General features: G+C 61.4%; 20 protein-coding genes. 14 read left to right on the plus strand and 6 right to left on the minus strand.

The features are described from left to right. Positions 1-468: 468 nt before the first annotated feature. The 6 genes from DRB19_RS19925 to DRB19_RS19960 form a co-directional block, all read right to left on the minus strand. Entirely contained in the window at positions 469-1,692 is a 1,224-nt protein-coding gene (locus tag DRB19_RS19925) for a hypothetical protein (protein ID WP_114187781.1), read from the minus strand. A 438-nt stretch (positions 1,693-2,130) separates the two neighbouring features. Further along, positions 2,131-3,174, minus strand: a complete 1,044-nt coding sequence (mgrA, locus tag DRB19_RS19935) for an L-glyceraldehyde 3-phosphate reductase (RefSeq protein WP_114187783.1) — start codon at positions 3,172-3,174, stop codon at positions 2,131-2,133. An 80-nt stretch (positions 3,175-3,254) separates the two neighbouring features. Next, positions 3,255-4,109, minus strand: a complete 855-nt coding sequence (locus tag DRB19_RS19940) for an urea carboxylase-associated family protein (protein ID WP_114187784.1) — start codon at positions 4,107-4,109, stop codon at positions 3,255-3,257. 655 nt (positions 4,110-4,764) lie between these two features. Then, positions 4,765-5,331, minus strand: coding sequence for a hypothetical protein (locus tag DRB19_RS30800; RefSeq protein WP_174799978.1), 567 nt, complete (start codon positions 5,329-5,331; stop codon positions 4,765-4,767). A gap of 104 nt (positions 5,332-5,435) precedes the next feature. After that, positions 5,436-6,368: a dihydrodipicolinate synthase family protein gene (locus DRB19_RS19955; RefSeq protein WP_114187822.1), complete on the minus strand. Its 933-nt coding sequence runs from the start codon at positions 6,366-6,368 to the stop codon at positions 5,436-5,438. A 41-nt stretch (positions 6,369-6,409) separates the two neighbouring features. After that, entirely contained in the window at positions 6,410-8,143 is a 1,734-nt protein-coding gene (locus DRB19_RS19960) for an IlvD/Edd family dehydratase (RefSeq protein WP_114187786.1), read from the minus strand. A gap of 257 nt (positions 8,144-8,400) precedes the next feature. On the opposite strand from DRB19_RS19960, the gene DRB19_RS19965 reads away from it, so the two are divergent. The 14 genes from DRB19_RS19965 to fdhD all read left to right on the plus strand — a co-directional run bounded on the left by DRB19_RS19965 (position 8,401) and on the right by fdhD (position 25,480). Further along, positions 8,401-9,174 (plus strand): FadR/GntR family transcriptional regulator, encoded by a 774-nt coding sequence (locus DRB19_RS19965; protein WP_114187823.1) that lies wholly within the window; start codon positions 8,401-8,403, stop codon positions 9,172-9,174. Positions 9,175-9,466: 292 nt separating this feature from the next. Continuing rightward, the gene (gene chvE / locus DRB19_RS19970) at positions 9,467-10,522 is read left to right on the plus strand and encodes a multiple monosaccharide ABC transporter substrate-binding protein (protein ID WP_276330621.1); all 1,056 of its coding nucleotides are present in this window, start codon (positions 9,467-9,469) and stop codon (positions 10,520-10,522) included. Between the two features lie 99 nt (positions 10,523-10,621). Next, the gene (gene mmsA, locus DRB19_RS19975) at positions 10,622-12,151 is read left to right on the plus strand and encodes a multiple monosaccharide ABC transporter ATP-binding protein (RefSeq protein WP_114187788.1); all 1,530 of its coding nucleotides are present in this window, start codon (positions 10,622-10,624) and stop codon (positions 12,149-12,151) included. 1 nt (position 12,152) lies between these two features. Next, complete coding sequence (gene mmsB, locus DRB19_RS19980; RefSeq protein ID WP_174799977.1) at positions 12,153-13,349, plus strand: multiple monosaccharide ABC transporter permease; 1,197 nt, start codon at positions 12,153-12,155, stop codon at positions 13,347-13,349. Positions 13,350-13,497: 148 nt separating this feature from the next. Further along, positions 13,498-14,583 (plus strand): carbohydrate kinase family protein, encoded by a 1,086-nt coding sequence (locus DRB19_RS19985; RefSeq protein ID WP_245439689.1) that lies wholly within the window; start codon positions 13,498-13,500, stop codon positions 14,581-14,583. Between the two features lie 24 nt (positions 14,584-14,607). After that, positions 14,608-16,086, plus strand: a complete 1,479-nt coding sequence (gene xylB, locus DRB19_RS19990; protein ID WP_114187789.1) for a xylulokinase — start codon at positions 14,608-14,610, stop codon at positions 16,084-16,086. 161 nt (positions 16,087-16,247) lie between these two features. Next, positions 16,248-17,732 (plus strand): mannitol dehydrogenase family protein, encoded by a 1,485-nt coding sequence (locus DRB19_RS19995; protein ID WP_114187790.1) that lies wholly within the window; start codon positions 16,248-16,250, stop codon positions 17,730-17,732. A gap of 60 nt (positions 17,733-17,792) precedes the next feature. After that, positions 17,793-19,154: a phospholipase effector Tle1 domain-containing protein gene (locus tag DRB19_RS20000; protein WP_114187791.1), complete on the plus strand. Its 1,362-nt coding sequence runs from the start codon at positions 17,793-17,795 to the stop codon at positions 19,152-19,154. A gap of 95 nt (positions 19,155-19,249) precedes the next feature. Continuing rightward, positions 19,250-19,822, plus strand: coding sequence for a PRC-barrel domain-containing protein (locus DRB19_RS20005; protein WP_114187792.1), 573 nt, complete (start codon positions 19,250-19,252; stop codon positions 19,820-19,822). 225 nt (positions 19,823-20,047) lie between these two features. Further along, positions 20,048-20,860, plus strand: a complete 813-nt coding sequence (locus DRB19_RS20010; RefSeq protein ID WP_114187793.1) for an MBL fold metallo-hydrolase — start codon at positions 20,048-20,050, stop codon at positions 20,858-20,860. A gap of 97 nt (positions 20,861-20,957) precedes the next feature. After that, a complete protein-coding gene (locus DRB19_RS20015) occupies positions 20,958-21,509 on the plus strand; it encodes a BON domain-containing protein (protein WP_114187794.1) in 552 nt (183 codons plus the stop codon). A gap of 305 nt (positions 21,510-21,814) precedes the next feature. Then, positions 21,815-22,213, plus strand: coding sequence for a response regulator (locus DRB19_RS20020; RefSeq protein WP_114187795.1), 399 nt, complete (start codon positions 21,815-21,817; stop codon positions 22,211-22,213). Between the two features lie 121 nt (positions 22,214-22,334). Beyond that, on the plus strand, positions 22,335-24,647 hold the full coding sequence (locus DRB19_RS20025; protein ID WP_114187796.1) for an FdhF/YdeP family oxidoreductase: 2,313 nt from the start codon (positions 22,335-22,337) through the stop codon (positions 24,645-24,647). Next, positions 24,644-25,480 carry a formate dehydrogenase accessory sulfurtransferase FdhD gene (fdhD, locus tag DRB19_RS20030; protein ID WP_114187797.1) on the plus strand — a complete coding sequence of 279 codons (837 nt, stop codon included), beginning with the start codon at positions 24,644-24,646 and terminating at the stop codon, positions 25,478-25,480. The genes DRB19_RS20025 and fdhD overlap by 4 nt, the downstream gene beginning before the upstream one ends. The last annotated feature ends 7 nt before the right edge of the window (positions 25,481-25,487 follow it).

The raw sequence follows: 25,487 nt of genomic DNA on the forward strand, positions 1-25,487 counted from the left end.
CGCCCACCGCGCCAAAGGGACCAAACCCTTCAGCCATCCTGCCGAAATCTCGCCAGAGGAGCTCGTAAAACCCGTAACACTACAGGAACAACAGCTCGTGACTATCGCAGACACGCCACGTTGGACACGCCTTCGAACCGCTATGGTTCGACAAACGGGCCTTGGAAGACGCAAACGCCAGCCCCTGGCTCGCGCCCGGGTGCCAATGATCGCGGTGTCTGGAAATCGGCGCTTGCTAGCTTGCGCAGCAGCGCCGGGGAGGGGACACATAAGCGTTCCCACACACATTGCAACAGGAATGTTGTTGCAAAAAATGAAGCTTCGAAGAGAGCCCGCGAACCGCCGAAGGTGGCGCATGATCTCTGTACGGCGTGGGTGCCTTGGGTGCCCGCGCCGGTCAACTGGATATGGTGGCTTATAGGCGAATTCACAAGGATTGAAGGATAGTAATCCTTGGGGATTTTAGCCTTATGCCGCCATGCCGAGGCTGATGCCTCGGGCTTCCGCGAAGGCAGTCAGTTCGGCTTCATTGGCAATCTGATGTCGCTGGTCGATGACCCAGCCGTCGCCTTCGCGCACGACGATGTAACCACGAGCCTGAAGGCGTGTAACCAGGGACTGCGAGGCAGCGGCTTCCGCCTTGGTGACTCCACGCTGCGAGATGAACTGCTCGATCGCCACTTGCGCGGCTTGCGCAAGATCCACTGCGTCCGCGCGGCTGGTGGCTTTGCCACGAGCCTGGGCGGCAACACGCGCTGGATCTCGTCGCACCGATTTCCAACCGCCCCGGCCTGATGTCTGTGCTGGGCCAGCGTCCTGTGGGGCTGCGCGGGATGGGGCGGGAACATCGAGGACGATGATCTTCGTGGGTTCAGGCGGAGCCTGGACCTCGCGTGCAACTGGGCCGCGCGGCGCGGCGGGCACCATGGTTCTGACTGCCGGCTTGGGTGCGGGCTTGGACGACGGCGGACGTCTTTTCTGCGGACTGGATTCTGCTTGGGCTGTTTCGGCTGTTGACTTGGACGGTCGAGATGGCTCCGGTTTGGCTTCTTCGATCGGGCGCGCCCGAAGCTCGGCCAAGCGGTTGTCGATCGCGCGCTTTGCCGCGATCGCTGCTACCGCGGCCTGCATCATCCCGGCTTCAGTTTCGGCCACAACGGTCTTCAGGCGGGTCTCGAGGTCCCGCTCCAGCCGGCGCAGCGCCACATTCAGAAGCGTGCGCGCGTCGATCACCGGTGCCTTCACCATCGGCTTCTCGGGCTGGCGCGGGGAGGGAATACGGGAGGGCTGCGGCGGATGGGCCGATGCTTGCTTAAGGACCACGGCGGGCTTGGCCACCGCTGGGCGAACCGTGCTCGACGCCGTGGCCTTCGCGAGCTTCGAAAGATCTCTGACGCCGATCAGGTTCAGATCCTTCAGCTTCCAACGGACCTGCGTGATGGTTCGGCAGAGTTCAGCAGCAATCTGTTTATCCGTCATGGGCGGATCGGCCCTCACGAGCTCACGTAGCCTCGCGACAGTCGCTTCCTCCCAGGCCTGATGCGTCTGCACCTGAGTGCCGATCATGCGGGCGCGCAGATACGTTGCAGGAACAGGCCTGTTCAGCTTCGCGGCCGTTATCGGAACTGGAACCTTCGCTTCGCGGTCGCGTCGCAGGATTTCGAGTTCTTCTTCGGTCCATTCCCTGTTCATTGCAGGGTATTCCTTCTTCTCAACGGGTAAGCCCCGGTGAGCCTGCATCACGGTCTGGAACGGACGTGAGATTAGGTCGCCGGGATCGCCGGCAGGCCGCCGGTCAGTGGAGGAGCACTTGATGGGAAGCGCTAAGGGCGTCTGGTCTCAGAGACCTCGTCCACGCAGCCATGTAACCGTCGCTCCACGAAACCTGCCCAACCAATACGCAGCCGCGGCCAAGGGCGCTGCTCACGAGGACATCGTTGGTCAGTTGCGGCTTCATGGTGTCGAGGGAATGGTCCATCGCAGACAAGGCGGTACGGAATCAAGCCTGCTATTTAGGAAACACCGGGCGCGCAATCAACATCTTTTCGGGCGCACGATACCGCCCCGCCCATTGCGTCGTCTCACACGGGAGAGACGACGCCAGGCCGCATTTCGGAACGACATTACGTTCTAGCGGGATGGCCCCGTCCGCTCCGCCGACGCGGCCCATAGATTCACTCCGGCATCAATCGCAAAGCGGTCAATCTCGGCGAGCTCGTCGGATGTGAATGTCAGGTTTTGGAGCGCCGCCACGCAATCGATCACCTGCTCCGGGCGGCTGGCGCCGATAAGGGCAGAGGTAACCCTTCCGCCGCGCAGAACCCATGCAAGCGCCATCTGAGCCAGCGTCTGGCCACGGCGCTCGGCGATGCTGTTGAGACTGCGGATCCGAGACAGGTTCTCTTCGCTCAGGAATGCGGGGCGCAGGGACTTGCCTGCGGCGGCCCGGCTCTCGTCGGGCACCCCTGCAAGATACTTGGTGGTCAACATGCCCTGGGCGAGGGGCGAGAACACGATCGAGCCAAGCCCCTGATCCTCCAGCGTGTCGAGAAGGCCGTCCTCCTCGACCCAGCGGTTGATCATGGAATAGCTTGGCTGGTGGATGATGCACGGCGTGCCCAGATCGCGCAGGATCGCCACGGCTTCTTGAGTGCGCCGCGTGTTGTAGGAGGAGAGACCCGCATACAGCGCCTTGCCCTGCCGCACAGCCGAGTCCAGGGCCAGCATAGTTTCCTCAAGCGGCGTTTCCGGATCGAAACGGTGGGAATAGAAGATATCGACATAGTCGAGACCCATCCGGCGCAGACTCTGGTCAAGGCTGGAGAGGAGATACTTCCGGCTGCCCCACTCGCCATAAGGTCCAGGCCACATGCGGTATCCGGCTTTGGTGGAGATCACCAACTCGTCCCGCAATCCACGGAAATCCGTCCGCAGGATCTCGCCGAAAAGCGTCTCGGCCGACCCGGGAGGGGGACCGTAATTATTGGCCAAGTCGAAGTGGGTGATGCCGAGATCGAAAGCCGTCCTGCAAATCTCCCGCGCCATGGAAGAAGGCTTGTCCTCGCCGAAATTGTGCCAGAGGCCGAGAGAGATCGCCGGAAGCAAGAGCCCGCTCCGGCCGCACCGATTGTAGATCATCCTATCATAGCGGTTTTCAGCAGGTTGGTAGGTCATGCTCTCTCCCGGGCTTGGTTTGAGTTTTCGTTGCACAGTTCCGCGCCCATGTCGAACGGGAGCCTTTCGTATCTTCAGATCTATTTTTCCCAATCAGGCTTCTCGAGCCGCATGCCGTGCGCGCCCTTATACTTGGCGTAAGCCACCTCCGGCTGATGCCACCCTTCCAGGCGGCTTTCCTCGAGCTTGTAGATCTCCACTCGCAACGGACGGCAGACGTCGAGGGGGTCGCGTGCATCAGGCCCCCAGAGCGGGACGGAGAGATCCCCGCCAGGACAGGTGGAAAGGGCGCAAAGCAGATCGATCTCGGCGAAGAACTCGATGTAATCGCCCGGCTTTGCCGGGCAGTCGCGCATGAAGTACTGATCCTGCTGATTCAGGCCCGTGCACTGGAAGACATTGAGCACGTCATGGACATCGGCCTCGGTCAGACCGCGCGGCGCAATGGCGCGTGTTAAATTCGAGTGGCAGCAGAAATCGAAATCCTCGCCTGTCAGCATCTTGTTCACATAAGGGTCGCATCGGGTGCCGAGCAGATCATGCACTCGCCCGCCATATTCATCGACCCCATAGTTGGCGAGGCTGTCGTCCGTGATGGTCACAAGAGGTCGAAGGTAGGGGAGGTTCGACCACAGCCGGTCAAATGTGGTCACATGAGCCGCCTGCAATTGACGCGTCCGCGAAGCCCACAGCCTCTCGCGAGGGTTATGAAGGTTCCAGATGTTCAGGTCGCCAACCTGCGGACCTTCCATCGTGACGATGCGAAAAACGTGTCCTGCGGGTACGGTCCAGGATCTGCCGGAGCGGATCGGGACCACAAGCGACTCGACGAGGGTGCGCGTTTCCGGTTTCTCGATGACCCTCTTGTAGAACGCTTTATCCACGTCGAGCGCAGAGCCTTCGGTGGCCTGATAGGCGGCGGGAAAATCCAGCATTGGGCGCTCCTGAATCAGTTGGTTTAACCTGCAAAGGAACGACCCTGTTAGCAAGAGACGCCAAACACGAACGCACCCCAAGCATCACACCGCTGGCCTGCCAGCAACAATGTTGAATTCAAGATTGGTGGGCTCTTGCTTTCAGGGTGATTGCAGTATGCCCGGATCAAAGGTGGTAATGATATATAGACATGGCTGAAGTTCTTGTCCGCCGATATTATAAACTATGTTGGCAAGTGCCTGTGGTAAGGCCCGTCGGCTGTGCCACAACGCGGCCTTACTGCATCGCTTAACTCTTAACCACTAATCAATATCTCAAAGTGAATGAGAACGCGGAGGCGTACATTTGATGAAGTTGGAGAGGAAGAATTTCGTGTCGGCAGTAGAAACGGACGCAGTCCTCGATCAACTCGAGCGAACCATGTTGGCTTCCATCGCGATGATGAAGCGCCTCAGACGAGCGAGAAAGCGCTCGGGTCGCTTGTCTGCCGATCATGCTGTCGAGCAGAGAAGCAATGGAATCGTTGAGGCCGGAGCGCAGGCCTGAACCGGCAGGCAGCCAAAGGAGCGCCCGTCTCCTAAACAACGGCGCCATTATGAGAGGCCCATGAGACGGGCCTCTCTCGAGACAGATGAAAACTTCAGGCAGAGCCCTTCAGCCAACCGACCTGGCGGCCTGCTCTCTGCGGGCCATAGAACGCCGCTCTGCCTCCGTGACGCGGCGGCCCCGATGCGAGCGATGCATCCCATGGTTTGATCTGCTCGATCCCATGCGCCCATGGATGAACCAGGCCAAGCCGTAGCCAATTGCTCCCGCAATGATTAGAGCAGAAATCGGGTGGGTCTCGACAGGCTGCGCAATGGTGTTGCGCGCATCCCGATAGTAGCGCTCCGTTTCAGGAAAACGACGGCTGCCTTCTTGGATGTACTGCTCGCCCCGCCGGTAGGTGTCACGTGCAAACGACGAGGCTTGGTCCGCTACGTGCCGCACCATGTCCTCCGCTTGGCCAAGAATGCGGCTTGCGCCTTCGTTCGAGGTTTGCGTCTCGTCATCGGTCTCAGATTTGGCCGCAACACTCTTGCTTCCCGTTGTCGTCCATGCGGGTGGGTCGCTGGCCGGGAAGCTGTCGTCGACGGTGTCGTCGATGAGCCGCTGCTGCATCTTCTTCAATTCGCTTTCGGCTTGAACCGGGCGCTTTTGGTCGATTTTCTCGTCGGGCATGAGAACCTCCTGGGGTTTACCTAGGCAATAACGTCCCGACCGGTTTGTTCCCAAAGAGGAGCACCGCTCCTCTTTGGAGTTGCCAATGGATGCCGGCCCACAGGTTATCGACCCCAGCGCAGCACGACGGGGTCAAGGCGCCGCGCGATCTCGATCAGGCCTTTTCGCGTTTCGGGATGCAGGGGCTGAATCGGGTGGCGGACCGCTTCGGACGCGATGACGCCACCCTCCTTCATCAGGACCTTGCATGCGATGAGGCCGCATTGCCGGTTCTCGTAATTGATGAGGGGAAGCCATCGTTCGTATGCGGCGGCCGCGTCTTCGCGTTGGCCTGCATTGTAGGGATCGATGATCTGACGGATCCCATCCGGGTAGCCTCCACCGGTCATTGCGCCCGTCGCGCCGGCGTCCAGATCCGCCATGAGGGTGATCGCCTCCTCGCCGTCCCACGGTCCCTCGATCGCGTCTCCGCCGAGGGCGAGCAGATCTCTTAGCTTCGCCGCGGCGTTTGCCACTTCGATCTTGAAATAGGCAACGTTCGGGATTTCCCGCGCCATCCGGGCCAAGAAGGGCGCGGACAAGGGGGTCCCGGCGACCGGGGCGTCCTGAATCATGATCGGGATGTCGATGGCGTCCGAAACTCTCCGGAAGAAATCATAGATGCCAATCTCTGGAACCCGGATCGTCGCGCCATGATAGGGCGGCATGACCATCACCATGGCGGCGCCGAGGTCTTGCGCACAACGGCTGCGCGCGGCGCAGATATCCGATGAGAAATGCGTGGTCGTGACGATGACCGGAATACGGCCTGCCACGTGCTCGAGCACCGCTTTCATGACGGTCTCGCGCTCATCGTCGCTCAGGACGAACTGCTCCGAGAAGTTGGCCAGGATGCAGATGCCGTCGGAGCCCGCATCGATCATGAAGTCCACGGCCCGCTTCTGCCCTTCTAGGTCGAGCTGTCCGTTCTCGTCGAATACAGTTGGGGCGACAGGAAAAACGCCCTGGTAGCGGCGTGCCGAGGCTGTTCCAGACATAGCCATTTTCTCTCCCTTTCAAATGTTGGTTCTGTGTAATGTCAGTGGTTGTCGCGGGGGACCGGCGAGCCGGTGCGTCCGACGAGAAAATCCAGATCCGCGCCCTTATCGGCTTGCAGAACGTGATCGACATAAAGTTTCGCGTAGCCGCGCGTTGCGTGAGGCGTGGGCGGTTGCCACGCGGCGCGCCTTTCGGCCAACGCCACGTCGTCCACATGAAGATGCAGGCTTCGGGCCTGGACATCGAGGGTGATCAGGTCGCCGTTCTGCACCAGGGCCAGCGGGCCGCCGGCGGTCGCTTCGGGGGCGACGTGCAGAACCACGGTGCCATAGGCCGTTCCCGACATACGCGCATCCGAAATGCGGACCATGTCGCGGACCCCCTTCTTGAGCACCTTCTGGGGAAGGGGCATGTTCCCGACCTCCGCCATTCCCGGATACCCCTTGGGTCCGCAATGCTTCAGCACCATGATGCAGGTTTCGTCGATGTCGAGGTCTTCATCGTCGATGCGGTGATGGAGGTCCTCGATGGATTCGAAGACGACGGCCCGGCCAGTGTGCCGCATGAGTTCTGGGGAGGCCGCCGAGGGCTTGATGACAGCCCCGTCCGGAGCCAGGTTTCCACGCAGAATCGCGATGCCGGCTTCGGGCTTGAACGGTTCTTCGAAGCTGGTGATGACGTCCCGGTTCCAGCACGGCGCATCCTTCACGTTCTCCCAAAGGGGACGGCCGTTCACCGTCAGAGCGTCCTTGTTCAGGAGCCCACGCTCGCCGAGCGTCCGTAGAACGACCGGAAGGCCGCCTGCATAATAGAAATCTTCCATGAGGAAACGGCCGGACGGCATGAGGTCCACCAGGCAGTGCACGTCCCGGCCCAGACGGTCGAAATCGTCGAGAGTGAGCTCGATTCCGACACGGCCCGCGATGGCAAGAAGGTGCACGACTGCATTCGTCGATCCTCCGATGGCCGCGAGGGTGCGAATAGCGTTCTCAAAGGCCTGACGGGTCAGGATCTTGGACAGGACGAGGTCCTCGTTCACCACCTCGACGATGCGACGCCCTGCCATGCGGGCGAGATGATTGCGCCGAGCATCCGCCGCCGGAATCGCGGCGTTCTCGGGTAGGCCTACGCCTAGAGCCTCGACGAGCGACGCCATGGTGGAGGCGGTGCCCATGGTCATGCAGTGACCGTGCGACCGATTCATCGCGCCTTCGGCCTCGTGGAACTCCTGCAATGTTACTTCACCAGCCCGCAGCTGCTCGCTCATGGAAATGATGTTCGTGCCCGATCCGATCATCTGGCCGCGATACACGCCCCGGAGCTGGGGGCCACCCGACACTCCGATCGTAGGGAGGTCCGCCGACGCCGCTCCCATGAGCAGGGCAGGGGTTGTCTTGTCGCAGCCCATGAGAAGCACGACACCGTCGAGAGGATGGGCCCGGATCGCTTCCTCGACGTCCATGGCCGCAAGGTTGCGGAAGAGCATGGCGGTCGGACGCATCGTGACCTCGCCAAGCGAGGATACCGGGAATTCAAGCGGGAAGCCGCCCGCGTCCAATACCCCGTAGCGCACATGCTCCGCGATGGTGCGGAAATGCGAATTGCAGGGATTGAGCTCGGACCAAGTGTTGCAAATGCCGATGACGGGGCGTCCCTCGAACTGGTCCTGAGGAAAGCCGCTGTTCTTAAGAAACGAGCGATAATAGAACCCCATCTTGTCCTGACGGCCGAACCAGGCCTGGCTCCGGAGCTCTCGTTTCTTCTCGTCGTTCATGGTGCTTCTTGATCCGTGTTCTGGAGACTCCGCCTATGGAGCTGGCGGGCCTGAGTCTATCGTTTGATGGATGCGTTTGTTTGTGCATATAATATGATTAATTGGTCCCTGTTAAGATTGAGTAGGCAAAAAAGCTGAATGATGAACCGGAAAAGGTATCCTTGCGTGCTGCCGATCCACCTGCCGGGCGAACCGTGTTTCACTTATCCGGTGGTCGCTGATATCAACCGGGTTGCCGAACAATGAACGAGAGCAGCATGGCTTTAGGACGCGACTTCAAAATGCCCCCGAAAGCGCGTTCGGCTCACGATCTGGTTGCGACAGGAATCGGGCAAAGCATCATGCAGGGCCAGTTTCCCATCGGCAGCACGCTCCCGGGCGACGCAGAACTGATGGAATTTTTCGGCGTATCGCGCACGGCTCTGCGCGAGGCTTTGAAAACGCTGGCCGCCAAGGGATTGATCGAATCGAAGACAAAAGTCGGCACCAGGGTTCTCGGCCGCGAGAGCTGGAACATGTTCGATGCCGACATTCTCGAGTGGCACCTTCAGCTCGGCGTCGATGCCCAGTTCCTGGGCTGGCTGTTTGAGATCCGGCAATCGCTCGAGCCGCTGGCCTGCGCGACAGCCGCTATAAGGCGAACGCCCGAGCAACTGCGGAACATGCACGAGGCTCTGCTGGCCATGTATCGTTGCGAGAAAAGCCGGCAAGGCTTCACCAAAGCCGATCTGGCTTTCCACCAAGCGATCCTCGAAGCTTCGGGAAATCCCTTTTTGCAGTCCATCGGCTCGGTCATCGGCGCTGCGCTCGGAACTTCCTTCACGATCAGCTCCCCTGTTTCGAGCGACGACCAGTTCAAGCGAGTCATGGAACAGCATCAGGCCGTCTTCGACGCCATCGAGCAGCGAAATTCGCCCGCAGCGAGCGATGCCATGTCGGCGCTGATCCTGCGTGCTGCGGAGCGGGTGAAGATCAAGCATGCGGGCAGCTCCATCGCGATGATCCATGTCCACGAGTTCTCGGAGACCTGAACGCTAGCTAGCCTTTGGGATGGGGCCGCCTTTATGTACAGGTACGGGCCCAATAGTATTATAGTATTATTTAATGAAAGCGGGCGTGACATTCTCTCTAAAATCGCCTGAAATAGCGTGTCACAACCACCGAGTGGTGGTTCGCATCCTGAGCTTGAGATGCGGCGTCTGGATGGTTGGCTTTCGGAGTGCAGCCCAGCGAGGGGTATCGAGCAAAATCGCCATAGCACACCGGGCGCACAAAGGTCCGGGTCATAACAGCATAATCGTAGGGAGAAATACCTTGAGGAAGATCAGCACAGCTTTTGCGGCACTGGCCCTTGGAGCCTTCGCGTTGCTGCAATCCGCCCAGGCTCAGGATAAAGGCCTTGTCGCCGTGTCCATGCCGACGAAGTCGTCCGCCCGTTGGATCGACGATGGCAACAACATGGTCAAAGCCTTGAAGGAGAAGGGCTATACGGTCGACCTGCAATATGCGGACGACGACATCCCCAACCAGCTCGCCCAGATCGAGAACATGATCACGAAGGGCTCCAAGGTCCTGGTGATCGCCGCGATCGACGGCACGACCCTGTCCGATGCGCTCCAGCAGGCCGCCGACAAAGGCATCAAAGTCATCGCCTATGACCGTCTGATCCGCAATTCGAAAAATGTCGACTACTACGCCACCTTCGACAACTTCCAGGTCGGTGTGCTCCAGGGCGGTTACATCGAGAAGGCGCTTGGCCTGAAGGAGGGCAAGGGCCCCTTCAATATCGAGCTTTTCGGCGGGTCGCCGGACGACAACAACGCCTACTTCTTCTACAACGGCGCCATGTCGGTCCTTGAGCCTTACATCAAGAGCGGCAAGCTCAAGGTAGCGAGCGGCCAGACTGGCATGGAAAAGGTCTCGACCCTGCGCTGGGACGGTGCGGTGGCCCAATCCCGCATGGATAACCTGCTGAGCGCCTTCTACACCGACAAGCGGGTCGATGCCGTTCTGTCGCCCTATGATGGCCTGAGCATCGGCATCATCTCGTCCCTCAAGGGCGTGGGATACGGAACGCCGAAGCAGCCGATGCCCGTGATCACCGGACAGGATGCGGAGGTGCCGTCGGTCAAGTCGATCCTGGCCAAGGAGCAGACCCAGACGGTGTTCAAGGACACCCGCGAACTTGCCAAGGTCACGGCCAACATGGTCGATGCGCTGCTCACGGGCAAGACCGTCGAGGTCAACGACACCAAGACCTATGAGAACGGCGTCAAGACGGTTCCGTCCTACCTTCTCAAGCCGGTCAACGTCGATGCGTCCAACTGGAAGGACGCGCTGGTCACCAGCGGCTACTACAAGGAAGACCAGATCAAGTAAGCCTTCAAACAATGACAAACCCTGCGCATGCGCGCAGGGTTTCTTGCTTGCATTTGCAGCCTTGCCGGCTCGTTTCCTGCGTTGATCTGAGGTTTTCGAATGAACGCGATCCTTGAAATGCAGGGGATCACCAAGACGTTTCCGGGCGTCAAGGCGCTGGACAACGTCAACATCACCGTCAAAGCCGGTGAAATTCACGCGCTGGTCGGGGAAAACGGCGCCGGCAAGTCTACGCTGATGAAGGTGCTGAGCGGTGTCTACCCGCACGGCTCCTATTCCGGCGACATCTATTACGACGGACAGGAGCGCCGCTTCAAAGGCATCGCAGACAGCGAAGAACTCGGCATCATCATCATCCACCAGGAGCTGGCCCTGGTGCCGCTCCTCTCTATTGCCGAGAACATTTTTCTGGGAAATGAACAGGCCGAATACGGCATCATCGACTGGTCGGCGGCTTTCGCTCGCACGAAGGAGCTGTTGAAGACCGTCGGACTCAACGAGTCGCCCGATACCCTTGTGACCAACCTCGGGGTTGGAAAGCAGCAACTCGTCGAGATTGCCAAGGCTCTTTCGAAAAAGGTCAAGCTTCTCATTCTCGACGAGCCCACGGCGAGCCTCAACGAGAAAGACAGCGACGCGCTCTTGGCTCTGCTCCTGCGTTTCAAGGCGCAGGGCATCTCGTCGATCCTGATCTCCCATAAACTCAACGAGATCTCGAAGGTGGCGGATTCCATCACCGTCCTCAGGGACGGGAGTACGGTCGAAACCCTAGATTGCCGGCTGGAAGCCATCAGCGAGGACCGCATCATCCGCGGCATGGTCGGCCGCACGATGGCCGACAGGTATCCGAAGCACGAGCCCAAGATCGGCGAAACCATCTTCCAGGTCGAGAACTGGTCCGCCTACCACCCCATCCACACGAATGTGCAGGTTGTCAAAGGCATCAATCTCCACATCAGGCGCGGCGAGATCGTGGGCATCGCCGGGCTGATGGGGGCAGGGCGCACCGAGTTCGCCATGAGCCTCTTCGGCCGATCCTACGGTCAGAACATATCCGGCCGGGTTCTCCTGCACGGCAAGGAGATCGACGTCAGCACGGTGGGAAAGGCCGTGTCCAACGGGATCGCCTACGTGACCGAGGACCGAAAAACCTACGGCCTGATCCTGGACGAGGACATCCGCAAGAACGTGACCCTGGCTCACCTCAACGGGGTCTCGGAACGGCTGGTCATCGACGACATTCGTGAGATGAAGGTGGCCAACGATTACCGCCGCCGGCTCAACATCAGAAGCTCGAACGTCTTCCAGCAGACGGTGAACCTGTCCGGCGGGAACCAACAGAAGGTCGTCCTGAGCAAGTGGCTCTTCGCCGATCCCGAGATCCTGATCCTGGACGAGCCGACCCGCGGCATCGATGTCGGCGCGAAGTACGAAATCTACACGATCATCAACCAGCTGGCCGACGCCGGTAAGGGCGTTCTCGTCATCTCGTCGGAAATGCCGGAGCTGCTCGGCATGTGCGACCGCATCTACGTGATGAACGAGGGCGCTCTCATTGCTGAACTCGACGCCGGAGAGGCGTCCCAGGAAAAGATCATGCACGCCATCGTCAAGGGCGGGAGACGTTAACATGGACACCAGAGTAGCCGACGACATTCATGCTCCCCGGCAAACATCGTGGCTGGACTTTGCAAAGACCCATTTCCGCGACTACGGAATGCTGCTGTCGCTCCTGGCGATCATGCTTTTTTTCCAGGTGGTGACCAACGGCACCCTCCTGAGGCCCTTGAACCTGACCAATCTAGTTCTCCAGAACAGCTACATCGTCATCATGGCTCTGGGGATGCTGCTCGTCATCGTCGCCGGGCACATCGACCTCTCAGTGGGCTCCATCGTGGGCTTCGTCGGCGGCTTGGCGGCCGTGATGATGGTGCGCTACGGCATCGATCCCGTGACGACCACCATCGCCTGTCTGATTGTGGGCGGGTTGATCGGGGCCGCGCAGGGCTATTGGGTCGCCTTCTTCAAGGTGCCGTCCTTCATCGTGACGCTCGCGGGCATGCTCGTCTTCAAGGGCCTGACGCTTGCTCTTCTCGGCGGCATGTCGGTGGGACCTTTCCCGACCGTGTTCCAGCGGCTCAGCTCCGGCTTCATCCCGGACGTGTTCGGAGGTGAGGGGTTCAACTACACGTCGCTCTTTCTCGGCGTCGCCAGCGTCCTTGCCCTGGTCTATTTCAGCTTCCGCAGCCGAGCCAACCAGCTCAAGCACGACGTCGAGACAGCGCCCTTCGGATTGTTCGTCTTCAAGAACGCGCTCCTGGCCGTTCTCATCATCTCGTTCTGCTACCTCATGGCGACCTATCGCGGATTGCCGAACGTCCTCATCATCATGGCGGTCCTGATCGCCCTCTATGCGTTCGTGACCAACCGGACCACGATCGGCCGCCGGATCTATGCATTGGGCGGCAATGAGAAGGCAGCGAGGCTCTCCGGCATCAAGACCGAGAGGCTCACCTTCCTGACCTTCGTCAATATGGGAGTTCTGGCAGGACTGGCCGGCCTTATTTTTGCGGCCCGCCTGAATACGGCGACGCCGAAGGCAGGCCTTGGGTTCGAGCTCGACGTCATCGCGGCCGTGTTCATCGGCGGCGCTTCCGCCACGGGCGGCGTCGGCAAGGTGACCGGCGCAGTCATCGGCGCTTTCGTCATGGGCGTCATGAATAACGGCATGTCGATCCTCGGCATCGGGATCGACTATCAACAGGTCATCAAGGGCCTCGTGCTCCTGATCGCCGTGTTCCTGGACGTCTATTACAAGAAGAAATGACGCATGATTTGAAGGCGGGGTGGGAAACACGCCGCCCGCGTCCTGATGCGCCGGATAGACTACGAAATTTCACAGCTGTGATTGGGGAAACGCACATCCATCATCGGGCTTGACTTGCGGGCAGGCGCTTGGACAGGCTGTCCGATCGATGCAATACAAGGCCGTTGAGGAAGACGCCGATGCCCTGGGACTTCACTTGGATTTCACCCTTATGGCGTGCCGCCATCCATATGGCTGGAACCCGGGCATGATCCTTGTCTGTGGTGAAGCTCTCATCGACCTTTTCGTCTCAGAGGATCCCTCCTCCGGCGCCCTCAGGACCGAGGCGGCGCTTGGAGGCTCCCCGTTCAACGTCGCGATAGCTCTCTCGCGTCTTGGACTTGCCTCGGCCTTCTACGGGGGCGTCTCGACCGATCATTTCGGACGCCGCCTTGCGGATAAGCTCGCGGCGGAGGGCGTCGATCTCGCCTATGTGGTCCGCTCGGAGCGTTTGACCACCATCAGCGTCGTGGCGACAGATTCGGCCGGACATCCCAGCTACTCGTTCCATGGCGAAGGCAAGGCGGACCGGCACGTCGAGACCTACGACCTCCTGCCTGCTCTCTCCGATGACATCGAGGCGATCACCTTCGGCTCCTACACGATCGCCGTCTCTCCCGTGGCCGAGACCTATCTGGCGTTAGCCAAGAGGGAGGCGGGGAGGCGCGCGATCTCGATCGACCCGAACGTGCGTCCAACCGTGACGCCTGACATGAACGAGTGGCGTCGCCGCTTCGAAGCCTTCCTGCCCTATGCGGACATCGTCAAGGCGAGCGACGAGGATCTGGCCCTCGGGTACGGACCGGACGCCGATATCTCTCAGATCGTCGAACACTGGCATGCGGCCGGCCCGTCGCTGATCCTACTCACCCAGGGGCCTAAAGGGAGCACCGGGTATCTGCGCGGGCAACCGCCCGTCTCTGTGCCGGGGCGTTCCGTGAACGTCATCGATACGGTGGGGGCGGGCGACACGTTTCATGCCGCCGTGCTGGCTTATCTGTCGAAGATCGGGCGGCTGGAGCGTTCCGCTCTCTCGAACCTCATCCAGCCCGAATTGCAGCAGGCGCTCGAATACGCCGTGACGGCATCCTCCATCACCTGCACCCGCCAGGGCGCGGATGTGCCTACAGCCGACGAAGTCCAGAGCGCATTCACAGACCAGCGCCCGGGCGTGGCTTCATTGCGTCCTGCGTAGCAACATGCGGCGGGAGATGCAGGCGTGACGACCTATTTGGGCATCGATGTGGGCACATCCGCCATCAAGGCCGTGCTGGTGGATGAAAGGCAGGCTGTGCTCGCGGAGAGCAGCGTTGCCCTGAGCGTCTCGCGCCCGCAACCTCTTTGGTCGGAACAGGAGCCGGAGGCCTGGTGGGCTGCCGTTGAGGGAGCGGTCACTGCCCTCAGGAAGCGAGCACCCGCACCTTTCGCCGCCGTTCTCGGAATTGGCCTCTCCGGCCAGATGCATGGCGCGGTGGTTCTGGGGGACCGGGATCAGCCCCTGTGCCCGGCAATCCTCTGGAACGATGGACGCTCATTTCGGGAAGCGGCGGAATTGAACGAAACTCATCCGCAGCTTTCACATGTGACAGGCGTGCTGCCGATGCCGGGCTTCACGGCTCCGAAGCTGCTCTGGCTGGCGCGACATCGGCCCGAGATTGTCGAGGCGGTGCGAACGATCATGCTTCCCAAGGACTATGTCCGGCTGAAGCTAACAGGCGAGAAAGTCACTGAGATGTCCGACGCTGCCGGAACCTGGTGGCTCGACGAGGCGCGCCGAGACTGGTCGGACGATGCCCTTGCGGCGACTGGGCTCGATCGCAGCCGCATGCCGCGCCTGTGCGAAGGGTCGGATCCATCGGGTACGTTGAGGCCGGAGATCGCCCAGGCATGGGGTCTTTCCGGCCGCGTCGTCGTTGCCGGCGGCGCAGGCGATGCGGCGGCGGGTGCCGTCGGGTTGGGGGCCGTGGATCATGGGGCGGCTTTTCTGTCATTGGGGACGTCAGGCCAGCTTTTCGTCACGACCAGCCAGTTTCGCGCCGCTCCCGAAACGTTGATCCATGCCTTCAGCCATGCGGTGCCCGGCCGGTGGTTTCAGATGGCCGCGATGCTCAATGCGGCGAGCTGCCTCGCCTGGGCGGCCGAACTCCTCGGGGGCGATATCGCAAGCCTCCTCCAGGAGGCCGAGAACCGGTTCGACCAGCCGGCCTCGTGCCTGTTCCTGCCTTATCTCATGGGAGAGCGCACGCCCCATAACGATCCCCATGCAAGGGGCGTGTTCTTCGGCATGACTCCTAGGGTCGGGCGGGCGGAGCTGGTGCAGTCCGTTCTGGAAGGCGTGGCCTTCAGCTTCGCGGACGCAAAGGAATCCCTGGAGATGGCCGGTACATCCGTCAGCCAGGCGAGCGTCATCGGCGGCGGGTCGCGCAGCGGGCTTTGGACCAGGATCCTTGCGAGCGCCCTGAACATTCCGCTGACCCGCTATGCCGGGAGCGACAAAGGACCGGCTTTCGGGGCGGCGCGGCTTGCCCGCTTAGCCGTGACCGGAGAGGCGGTGGAGGCCGTCTGTACGGCGCCGCCCGTTCAGGACGTGGTCGCGCCCGACCCGCGTCTCGTCGAGGCCTATGGACCACGCATCAAAGCTTTCCGTCGCCTCTATCAGGCTCTGAAGCCCGAGTTCGAGCTCGGGTCTGGCGCCTGAAAGCCTTGAGAGGGCGCAAAGCTTCGCAACCGCCCGCCGAGCTGGAAGCTGTCCCGGCCTGACCGCTAACGCCGGTGGGCAACCGGATGAACTGAGTTCGCATTCCTGCCAAAGGGCTTATAAGCACCCTCAACCGCGCTTCGTTCGAGATCACCCGCTCCATGGCCCAGTCCCTGAACCTTGAAACCCTCTCATCCCTTGCGCCTTCGGTATCCCGGCCGACATACGCCCGCGAGCAACTTCGTGCTGGCATCCTGCATGTTGGGGTCGGAAACTTCCACCGCGCCCATCAAGCCGTCTACCTGGACGACCTTTTCAACGCCGGCAAGGATTTGGACTGGGCGCTGCTCGGCGCAGGGGTGAGGCCGGGCGACAAAGCCATGCGGGCGGCACTGGAACGTCAGGACTGGCTCACCACGGTGGTTGAACTGGAGCCTGGCGCGAATTCAGCTAGGGTGTGCGCTTCCATGGTCGGGTTCGTGCCGGTGGGAGACGACGCACGAGCTATTGTCGAGGCGCTGGACGACCCTGCCATCAGGGTCGTGTCTTTGACCGTCACCGAGGGCGGCTACTGCATCGATCCGGCGACGGGAGCCTTTAATCCCGAACATCCAGAGATCCAATATGACGCCGCTCATTTGGATGCGCCGAGAGGCGTGTTTGGCGTGCTGGTGGCTGCCCTGAAACGCCGCCGCGAGCGGGGGATCACGCCGTTCACGGTCATGTCCTGCGACAACATCCCTCATAATGGACAGGTCACCAGGGACGCCGTGGCGGGCACGGCGGAACTCATCGATCCAGGGCTCGCTGCCTACGTGCGCGAACAGGTGGCCTTCCCCAACAGCATGGTCGACCGCATCACGCCTGCGACCACGGACCGGGAGCGCGCCATCCTGGCTGAGCGCTTCGGCATTAAGGACAACTGGCCGGTCTTCTGCGAGCCGTTCCGGCAATGGGTGCTGGAGGACAACTTCCTGGCCGGTCGTCCGGCTCTGGAGGAGGTGGGGGTGACCTTCACGCCCCATGTAGCGGCCTTCGAGTTGATGAAGCTTCGTATCCTGAATGGCGGACACGCGGCCATCGCCTATCCGGCGGCGCTGCTGGGTATTCACTTCGTGCACGACGGCATGGCCGATCCCTTGGTGCGCGGCTTCCTCGACAAGCTCGAAACCAGTGAGATCATCCCGTGTGTGCCCCGGGTGCCAGGCGTTGACCTGCACGTGTATTACGAACTGATCGCGAACCGGTTCGCCAATCCCGATATCGGCGATACGATTCCGCGCCTGGCTCAGGATGGCTCGAACCGGCAGCCGAAGTTCATTCTCCCCTCGACCCGCGACCGCCTCAAGGCAGGAGGCGACATAACCGGTTTGGCGCTCGAATCCGCCTTATGGTGCCGTTACTGCGCAGGGAGCACCGACGCAGGCGAGCCGATCCCCGTGGATGATCCCAATGCCAGCCGCCTGATGGCCGCCGCCCGGGCGGCAAAGGACGATCCCGGGGCGTTCCTAGGCCTTCGGGATATTTTCGGCGACGTGGCCGATGCCCCAGCCTTCCGGGCTGCGTTCGACACTGCCCTCAGGGCGTTGTGGCGGGACGGTGTCCGCGCCACCCTGCAGCGGTACCTGGATGGGGGCCTGGCGTAACGCTTCTGCTTTCGTCGAAGGATGTTACGATAGACCCTTGGCCATCGGCGAGGGTTGGATATGGGCGGCAGGAACATCCTCATCTTCTCCGACGGTACGGGGCAGGCCGGCGGCCTGCTTCCGGACGAGCGCCGCAGCAACATCTACAAGCTTTTTCGCGCCACCCGCTGCGGCCCCGATTCCTCGGTCGATCCTTCCGAGCAGCTGACCTTCTACGACCCTGGCCTCGGCACGCAACTGCGTGGGATCGGATTGCTCAACTGGATCTGGAGATGGACCTACAACAAGGCCAGCCAGGCGCTGGGGCTCGGGATCACGGCCAATATCATCGATTGTTATGCGGCGATCCTGTCGATGTGGGAGCCGGGCGACCGGATCTTCCTGTTCGGCTTCAGTCGCGGCGCCTACACGGTCCGCTGCGTTGCAGGCGTCATGGCCTTGTGCGGAATCCCCACGACGATGAAGGACGGCACCCCGTTGCGACGGGACCCGAAAACGACCAGAGCCATCGCGTCAGAGGCTGTGAAGAAGGTCTATCAACATGTGAGCTCCCCGAAGGATACGAAGTATCTGGGGCAGAGGAGGGCGCTCGCGGCGCGCTTTCGCGCCCGGCACCACTCGAACGTCGACGGAGCCGCCAACGAAGTGCCTTACTTCATCGGGGTATTCGACACCGTCGCCGCACTGGGGAGCCTTGGCCTGCTCATGGTGCTGGGCATCCTGGCGTTAGGTTTCGCGGCGCTGGCGAGCTGGCTGCTCTCGCTCCTTGGCCTGTCGTTCGTGAGATGGTTCGCAATCCTCGGGGTCGCCGCAATAGGGGCGGGCGTGATCGGGTTTCTGCGAACTTACCTGAAATTCGCCACGGACCTCGAAGGCTATTCCTTTCTCGAAACTTTGCATTTCACCCATCTCAGGATGAAATTCTACGATAACGAGCTCAATCCGGCGGTGCCATATGCAAAGCACGCCCTGTCCATCGACGAGAACAGGGCCGATTTCAAGCAGGAGCCGTGGACCAACGAGGAAATGAACAGCCAGGGCAGGCGTTTCGAGCAGATCTGGTTCGCCGGGAACCACGGGGATGTCGGCGGCGGCTACCCAGAGAACGACGCGAGGTTATCCGACATCGCGTTCCAATGGATGGTGGACGAGGCCACCGCCGTTCCTCATGGGATCAAGATCGACCGGGACGTTCTCCACCTCTACCCAGCCTCTGCCGGGCCGCAGCACGACGAATGCAAATCCGGCCGGTTCGGGCGTTTCTGGAAGAAGGCCCCCAGGAATGTGCCTGAAACCGCGGTTCTTCATCCGTCCGTCCACGAACGTTTCACGTACCCTAAAGTGCTCCACTACGACGTGATGCGCCCGTACCGGCCCGCGAACCTGCGCCATCATCCCGACGTGAAGCATTGCTATCTGTAACCTGGCAGAGGTCGATCGCCCGATAATCTCTGATGGCACTGCCAGGGTGATCGCAACCCGACCGATAGGTGAACCTACTCCGGACGGAGGCCGTCATGAGAACGTATTACGTGTTCCAAGCCACGAACTCTCCCGAACTGCGCGGCTTTACGGATGATCCCACGGGCGCTGCGTTGCCTGCGGACGATGGGCCCTGGACCCTTGTGAGGGAAGTTGGCCCGGAGGAGGAATGGAACCTCGACGTAAGCCGAGCTGTCGTCGCGGCTGGTATCTTGGAGAACGGCTTTTTTCTCTGGGGGCCTGTTCAACATCGAACTTCGTCGAAGCCCGTCATCGAGAGCGACCGCGTTGAGGGAACAGCCGTGTTCGACGGAAACGGCGTACAGATCGGTACGATCAGGCGGCTGCTGATCGAGAAGGTGAGCGGCCGCGTGCTCTATGTGGATGTCACGTTCGGAGGCTTCCTGGGAATCGGCGTCCATCACCACACGATCCCGTGGGAAAAGCTCGCCTACGATACGGAACTGGAGGGCTATCGCACCGACATCACGGAATCCCAGGTCCAGGGCGCGCCTGCTTTTTACGGCGACGATCAGGTCTGGCCGGATCGCAGCCGCGAGCGGGATATGAGGAACTATTGGCAGGATCTCCCGCGAGGGCCGATCTGACCTTTCCGCGAGCCTATGCGCTCGGTCTGACGTCCTAGAGCCCGACTGGTTGGGATTATAGAACCGCAAGATGCGCTGAGCCACACTATCACAGCGGCTCGCGCAGGCGCCCTATGCCGCCAGGCATGACAGCAGCACGGCCATATGCGATGAAATCGCATCGGTCGGCTCCTCCGCTTTGCAAAGGTCGCGAGCTGATCTCGACATCGCCGAGGTATTTCCGACGTGACGACCTTCATTTGTACGGCTTGCGGCACCTCGTACCCATCTGCCGACACACCTCCGGCCCACTGCCCGATCTGCGAAGACGAGCGCCAATACGTTCCGACATCCGGTCAGGAATGGACCACGCCGGACCGGCTCGCGGCGCAGCACGCAAATGCTTGGCGCATGCATGAGAAAGGGCTTTTCAGCCTCTACACGCAGCCAGCCTTCGCCATCGGCCAGCGGGCCTTCCTGCTCCAAACCGGAAGCGGCAACATCCTCTGGGATTGCGTTGCCTTGATCGACGATGCCACGAGGGAGCTGGTGCAGGGGTTGGGCGGCCTGAGCGCCATCGCGATATCTCACCCCCACTACTACACCAGAGTGCAGGACTGGAGCCGCGCCTTCGGCAACATCCCGGTCTACCTCCACGCCGCGGACCGGCAATGGATCATGAGGCCCGATCCCTGTATCGAGCTGTGGGATGGCGAGACGCTGGAAATCGCCCCCGGCGCTACACTCATCCGGGCAGGCGGTCACTTTGCCGGGGGCACGGTTCTGCACTGGGCCCATCCGGAGGATGGAGCAGGGGTGCTCCTGTCCGGGGATATCGTGCAGGTTGCAAGCGATGTTCGCCGGGTCTCGTTCCTTTGGAGCTATCCCAACATGATGCCCCTGTCGGCGAAGGAAGTTCTGCGAATACGGGACTTGCTCGATCTATGGAGGTTCGAGCGCATCTATGGCGCATTCCATGGCAAGGACGTCCCTCGAAATGCGAAGAATGTCATCCGGGATTCAGTGGCCCGATACGTCGAACTGTTGAGCGAAGACTGAGGCGCAATCGCATTGGCATTCGGCCCGGAGCTCTGACCGAAGCGGAGTGGAACCACGCCGATATGGGGTTGTTACTGTCAGCGACAGGAGAACAACCATGGTGGACAATCGCCAAAGATCGAGAGATCCATTCGACGACGATAACGGTTACGGTGACGTCCCCTCCGGCGCTGTCGGTTCGAGGGGGCTGCGTGGCCGCGAATATACGGGCGGCTACGGTAAGGACACGAACGAGTTCAGTGGGGGATTCGTCGACGATGGACGTGGCGGCCCGCGGGACGATGCAGGCTATGCGCCCCCTCGCGGTCGCAGTTCCGGCTATGGAGCCTTCGGATCCACCGACAGGGACGACCGGCGTGGACCCGAGCAGGACGAGGACCGGCGTTACAATGCGGGCCCGCATCGGGGCCGAGGCCCAAAGGGGTACCAGCGGTCTGACGAGCGGATCCGTGAGGACGTCTGCGAGCGCCTTACCGACGATCCGTTCATCGATGCGTCAAATATCGAGGTTGAGGTGCGGGAGCGTGAAGTCATCCTGTCGGGCACCGTCGCCTCGCGAGGCCTTCGCCGTCGGGCCGAGGACCTTGCCGAGATGGCCTCCGGCATCGCGCATGTGCAAAACAACATCCGGGTTCACACAGGACCCTGATAGGCGCAGGGCCGCCTGATCCTGGGGGCTTCCGATCGGGATCATGCGGTCACGCCAGCCATAGGCGTCAAAGCCTTTTGATGATTCGTGCTGCGCTTGGCGGCCAGACCTGGCCTTACGGGCATCGATTTCGGAAATCTGACGGCCCCGCTCCTCAACCCGGGCTGAGAGACGCCGAAGGCGCCTGGTTTTCCGAGCTTTTTTACTTGCAACCTCCCGTTTGAACAGCCACGATTGCCATAAGTCTTTACGGCGACACTGAAGCCCGTGGAAACGGCTATTGAACGCGCCTGGCGGGGGATGAGATGGGTAAGGGTGGCAAGTGCCGTGTCCTGATCGTCGAGGACGAGGCGATGATCTCCATGCTGATCGAGGACATGGTTGTCGATCTCGGCTACGAAGTCGTCGGCCCCGCAGCGAGGCTGGACCACGCACTCACCCTGGCCCTGCAAGCCGAAATCGATATCGGGATGCTTGACATCAACGTAGACGGGTCCGTGGTTTTTCCCGTCGCGGACGTGCTGCGCTTCCGCGGTATCCCCTTCGTTTTCTCCACCGGCTATGACGCCCGCTCGCTGCCCGAGCGCTTCCGGAGCAGCCTGACCCTATCGAAGCCCTTTTCCTACAATAACCTGGAGACAACCTTGCGCAGCGCCCTGGAGGAGGCGACTTGTTCGCCGGAGGTCTCTCGTCTGCTCGGCTGATATCCGGAAGCCCTCTTCTCCATCAGATGGCGCAGCCTGCTGGAACGGTCAGGGTTGCCGATCATTAACATAGGTTGGGGAATCACGCCGCCGCCAAGGCGGCCAGCTGGAGCGGCGGCGCATGAGCGATGAGCCCGAAATCAAACCTTATAAAGGGCCTGCGGGCGGTTGGGGTTCCGTCAAATCCGTCGAGAGCATTCTGACGCGCGAAGGGCGGCTCATCAGCGGCAACGCCGTGCTTCTCAAACAGAACAAGCCGGATGGCTATGCCTGCGTGAGCTGCGCTTGGGCCAAGCCCGCAGAGCCGCATCCCTTCGAGTATTGCGAGAACGGCGCAAAGGCTACGGCCTGGGAGCTGACCACCAAACGGGTGACGCCCGAGTTCTTTGCCCAGCACAGAGTAGCCGAGCTGAGAACATGGTCCGACTACGAGCTTGAGGAGGCAGGACGCCTGACCCATCCCATGCGGTGGGACAAGGCCTCGGACCGATACCTGCCAGTGAGCTGGGAGGAGGCGTTCAGGGAGATCGGGCGGGAACTACAGGGATTCGATCCTCGTGAGGTGGTGCTCTACTGCTCCGGCAGGGCATCCCTTGAAACATCTTACATGTGGGCACTCTTTGCCCGGCTCTACGGCACGAACAACCTGCCGGACTCGTCGAACATGTGTCACGAGAGTACGTCCGTGGCCTTGCCCGACAGCATCGGCGTCTCCGTGGGAACTGTCGTCCTCGATGATTTCGAGAAGACCGACTGCATTCTGTTCTTCGGCCAGAATGTCGGCACCAACAGCCCGCGCATGCTTCATCCCCTCCAGGAAGCGTCGAAGCGCGGCGTGCCGATCATCACCTTCAATCCTTTGCGCGAAAGAGGGCTCGAGCGGTTCACCAATCCACAGGCGCCGACCGAAATGCTGACCGGGTCTGAGACCCGCATCTCGTCCCAGTACCATCAGCTCAAGACCGGCGGAGACATTGCGGCGATCATGGGAATCGCCAAAATCCTGATCGAGACCGACGACCGGGCGCGCGCGGAAGGACGGGAGCCCGTTCTCGATCACGCCTTCATCGCCGAGCATACCCACGGCTTCGAAGAGTTTGCCGCAGCGGCCCGGCGGCTCACATGGTCTGAACTGGAACATCGCTCGGGACTGCCGCAGGCCGCCCTTGAGGCCGTTGCTGCAACCTACGCCCGCGCGAAAGCCGTGATCGGGATTTACGGCATGGGGTTGACCCAGCACAAAACGGGCGTCGAGAACGTGCAGATGGTCGCCAATCTGCTTCTCCTGCGCGGCAACATCGGCAAGCCCGGCGCCGGCATCTGTCCCGTGCGGGGCCATTCCAACGTCCAGGGGCAGCGGACTGTCGGCATTTCGGAAAAACCCGAACTGGTTCCCCTCGACAAGCTGAAGGAGCAGTACGGTTTCGAGCCGCCGCGCTGGACCGGGATGAACACGGTCGAGGCATGCGAAGCCATTCTGAAACGCGAGGTCAAGGCCTTCGTGGCGCTTGGCGGGAACTTCGTGCGCGCGGCTCCGGAAACGGAGGCGCTCGAGGAGGCCTGGAAACATCTTCGCCTGACGGTGCAGATATCCACCAAGCTCAACCGGAACCATCTCGTCCACGGCGAGATCTCCTACATCCTTCCCTGCCTTGGACGAATCGAGATCGACGAGCAGGCGACAGGCCCGCAGGCCGTCGCCGTGGAGGATTCCACCGCCTGCATCCACGGCTCGAAGGGGATTGCAAAGCCCGCCAGTCCCGATCTGCTCTCGGAGCCCCGGATCGTTGCCGAACTTGCGAAGGCGACGCTGCCGGCGAATCCTAAAATCCCATGGGACGAATGGGTTTCCGACTATGTCCTCGTTCGTGACGCGATCGAGGAGACCTATCCGCAGGACTTCCGCGGCTTCAACGAGCGCATGTGGCAGCCGGGCGGATTCCATCGCCCCAACGCGGCACGCCACCGCCAATGGAAGACGAAGACCGAAAAAGCCAATTTCATCGTTCCCCGCAGCATCGAGGAGAACCTGCCCGATATTGAGAACGACCGCGACGTTCTCAAACTGATGACGGTGCGCTCCAACGATCAGTTCAACACCACGGTCTATGGCTTCCACGACCGGTTCAGGGGTGTGAAGGGCACCCGAATGATCCTGTTCATGAACCGCAACGACATCGTTCGCCTGAACCTGGAGGAGGGCGGCATGGTCGTTCTCACGACGGCCGTCGATGACGGGATCGTTCGTCAGGTGGCTGGTCTGCGCGTGACGCCCTACGACATTCCCGACGGCTGCTGCGCCTCCTACTATCCCGAATGCAACCCCCTGCTCCCGGTCTGGCATCATGCGGACCGCAGCAAGGTCCCAGCCGCCAAGTCGATCCCGGTCCGCATCGCCCGGATGGCGGCCAGACAGCCTGAGGCTGCGGAATGACGATCCATTCGTCCCCGGTCATCAGCCTTCCGCGGATGAGCGTCACGAAAGACGCATCTTCCGCCGGAGAGCGGGTGGTGCCGGAGGAAACACCTATCGCCTTGACCTATAACGGATCCACTCATGCGGTCATGATGGCGACACCTGCGGATCTCGAGGATTTTGCAGTTGGTTTCAGCCTGTCCGAGGGGATCATCGCATCCTCTGCGGACCTCGTTTCAACCGAGATCATTGAGCATGAACTCGGGTGCGAAGTCAGGATGTGGCTGTCGGAAGCGCGCGGAGGATCCTACCGGTCGCGGCGGCGGGCGCTTGCGGGCCCTGTCGGTTGCGGTCTCTGCGGGATCGAGTCCCTTGCCGAAGCGGCACGACCTGCACAAGTGGTGACCGGCAGCCTGCAGCTGCAGCCGGACATGATCATATCCGCCATGGCGGACTTGTCCGGAGCTCAGCGTCTGAATCGGGAGGTGAGGGCCATCCATGCCGCGGCCTTCTGGCATCCCAACCGGGGGCTCGTCGCGCTGCGCGAGGATGTGGGCCGTCACAATGCCCTCGACAAGCTGGCCGGAGCCCTTGCCAGGGCAGGGGAGCCAGGCACTGACGGAGCCGTACTGCTCACGAGCCGGGTCTCCGTGGAGATGGTGCAGAAAACCTCCCGGATGGGCGCGCCGATCCTCGTGGCGGTTTCCGCGCCGACCGCCCTGGCTGTGCGGGTTGCGGAACGTTGCGGGATTACACTCGCGGCGGTTGCGCGCGAGGATGCGTTCGAAGTGTTCACCCATCCTGGGCGCATCACGACCAGGGAACGAAGCTGCGCCGAGCTGATTGTGTAAACAGCGA

This window comes from Microvirga aerophila, from assembly GCF_003332305.1.
GTDB classification, from domain to species: Bacteria; Pseudomonadota; Alphaproteobacteria; order Rhizobiales; family Beijerinckiaceae; genus Microvirga; species Microvirga aerophila.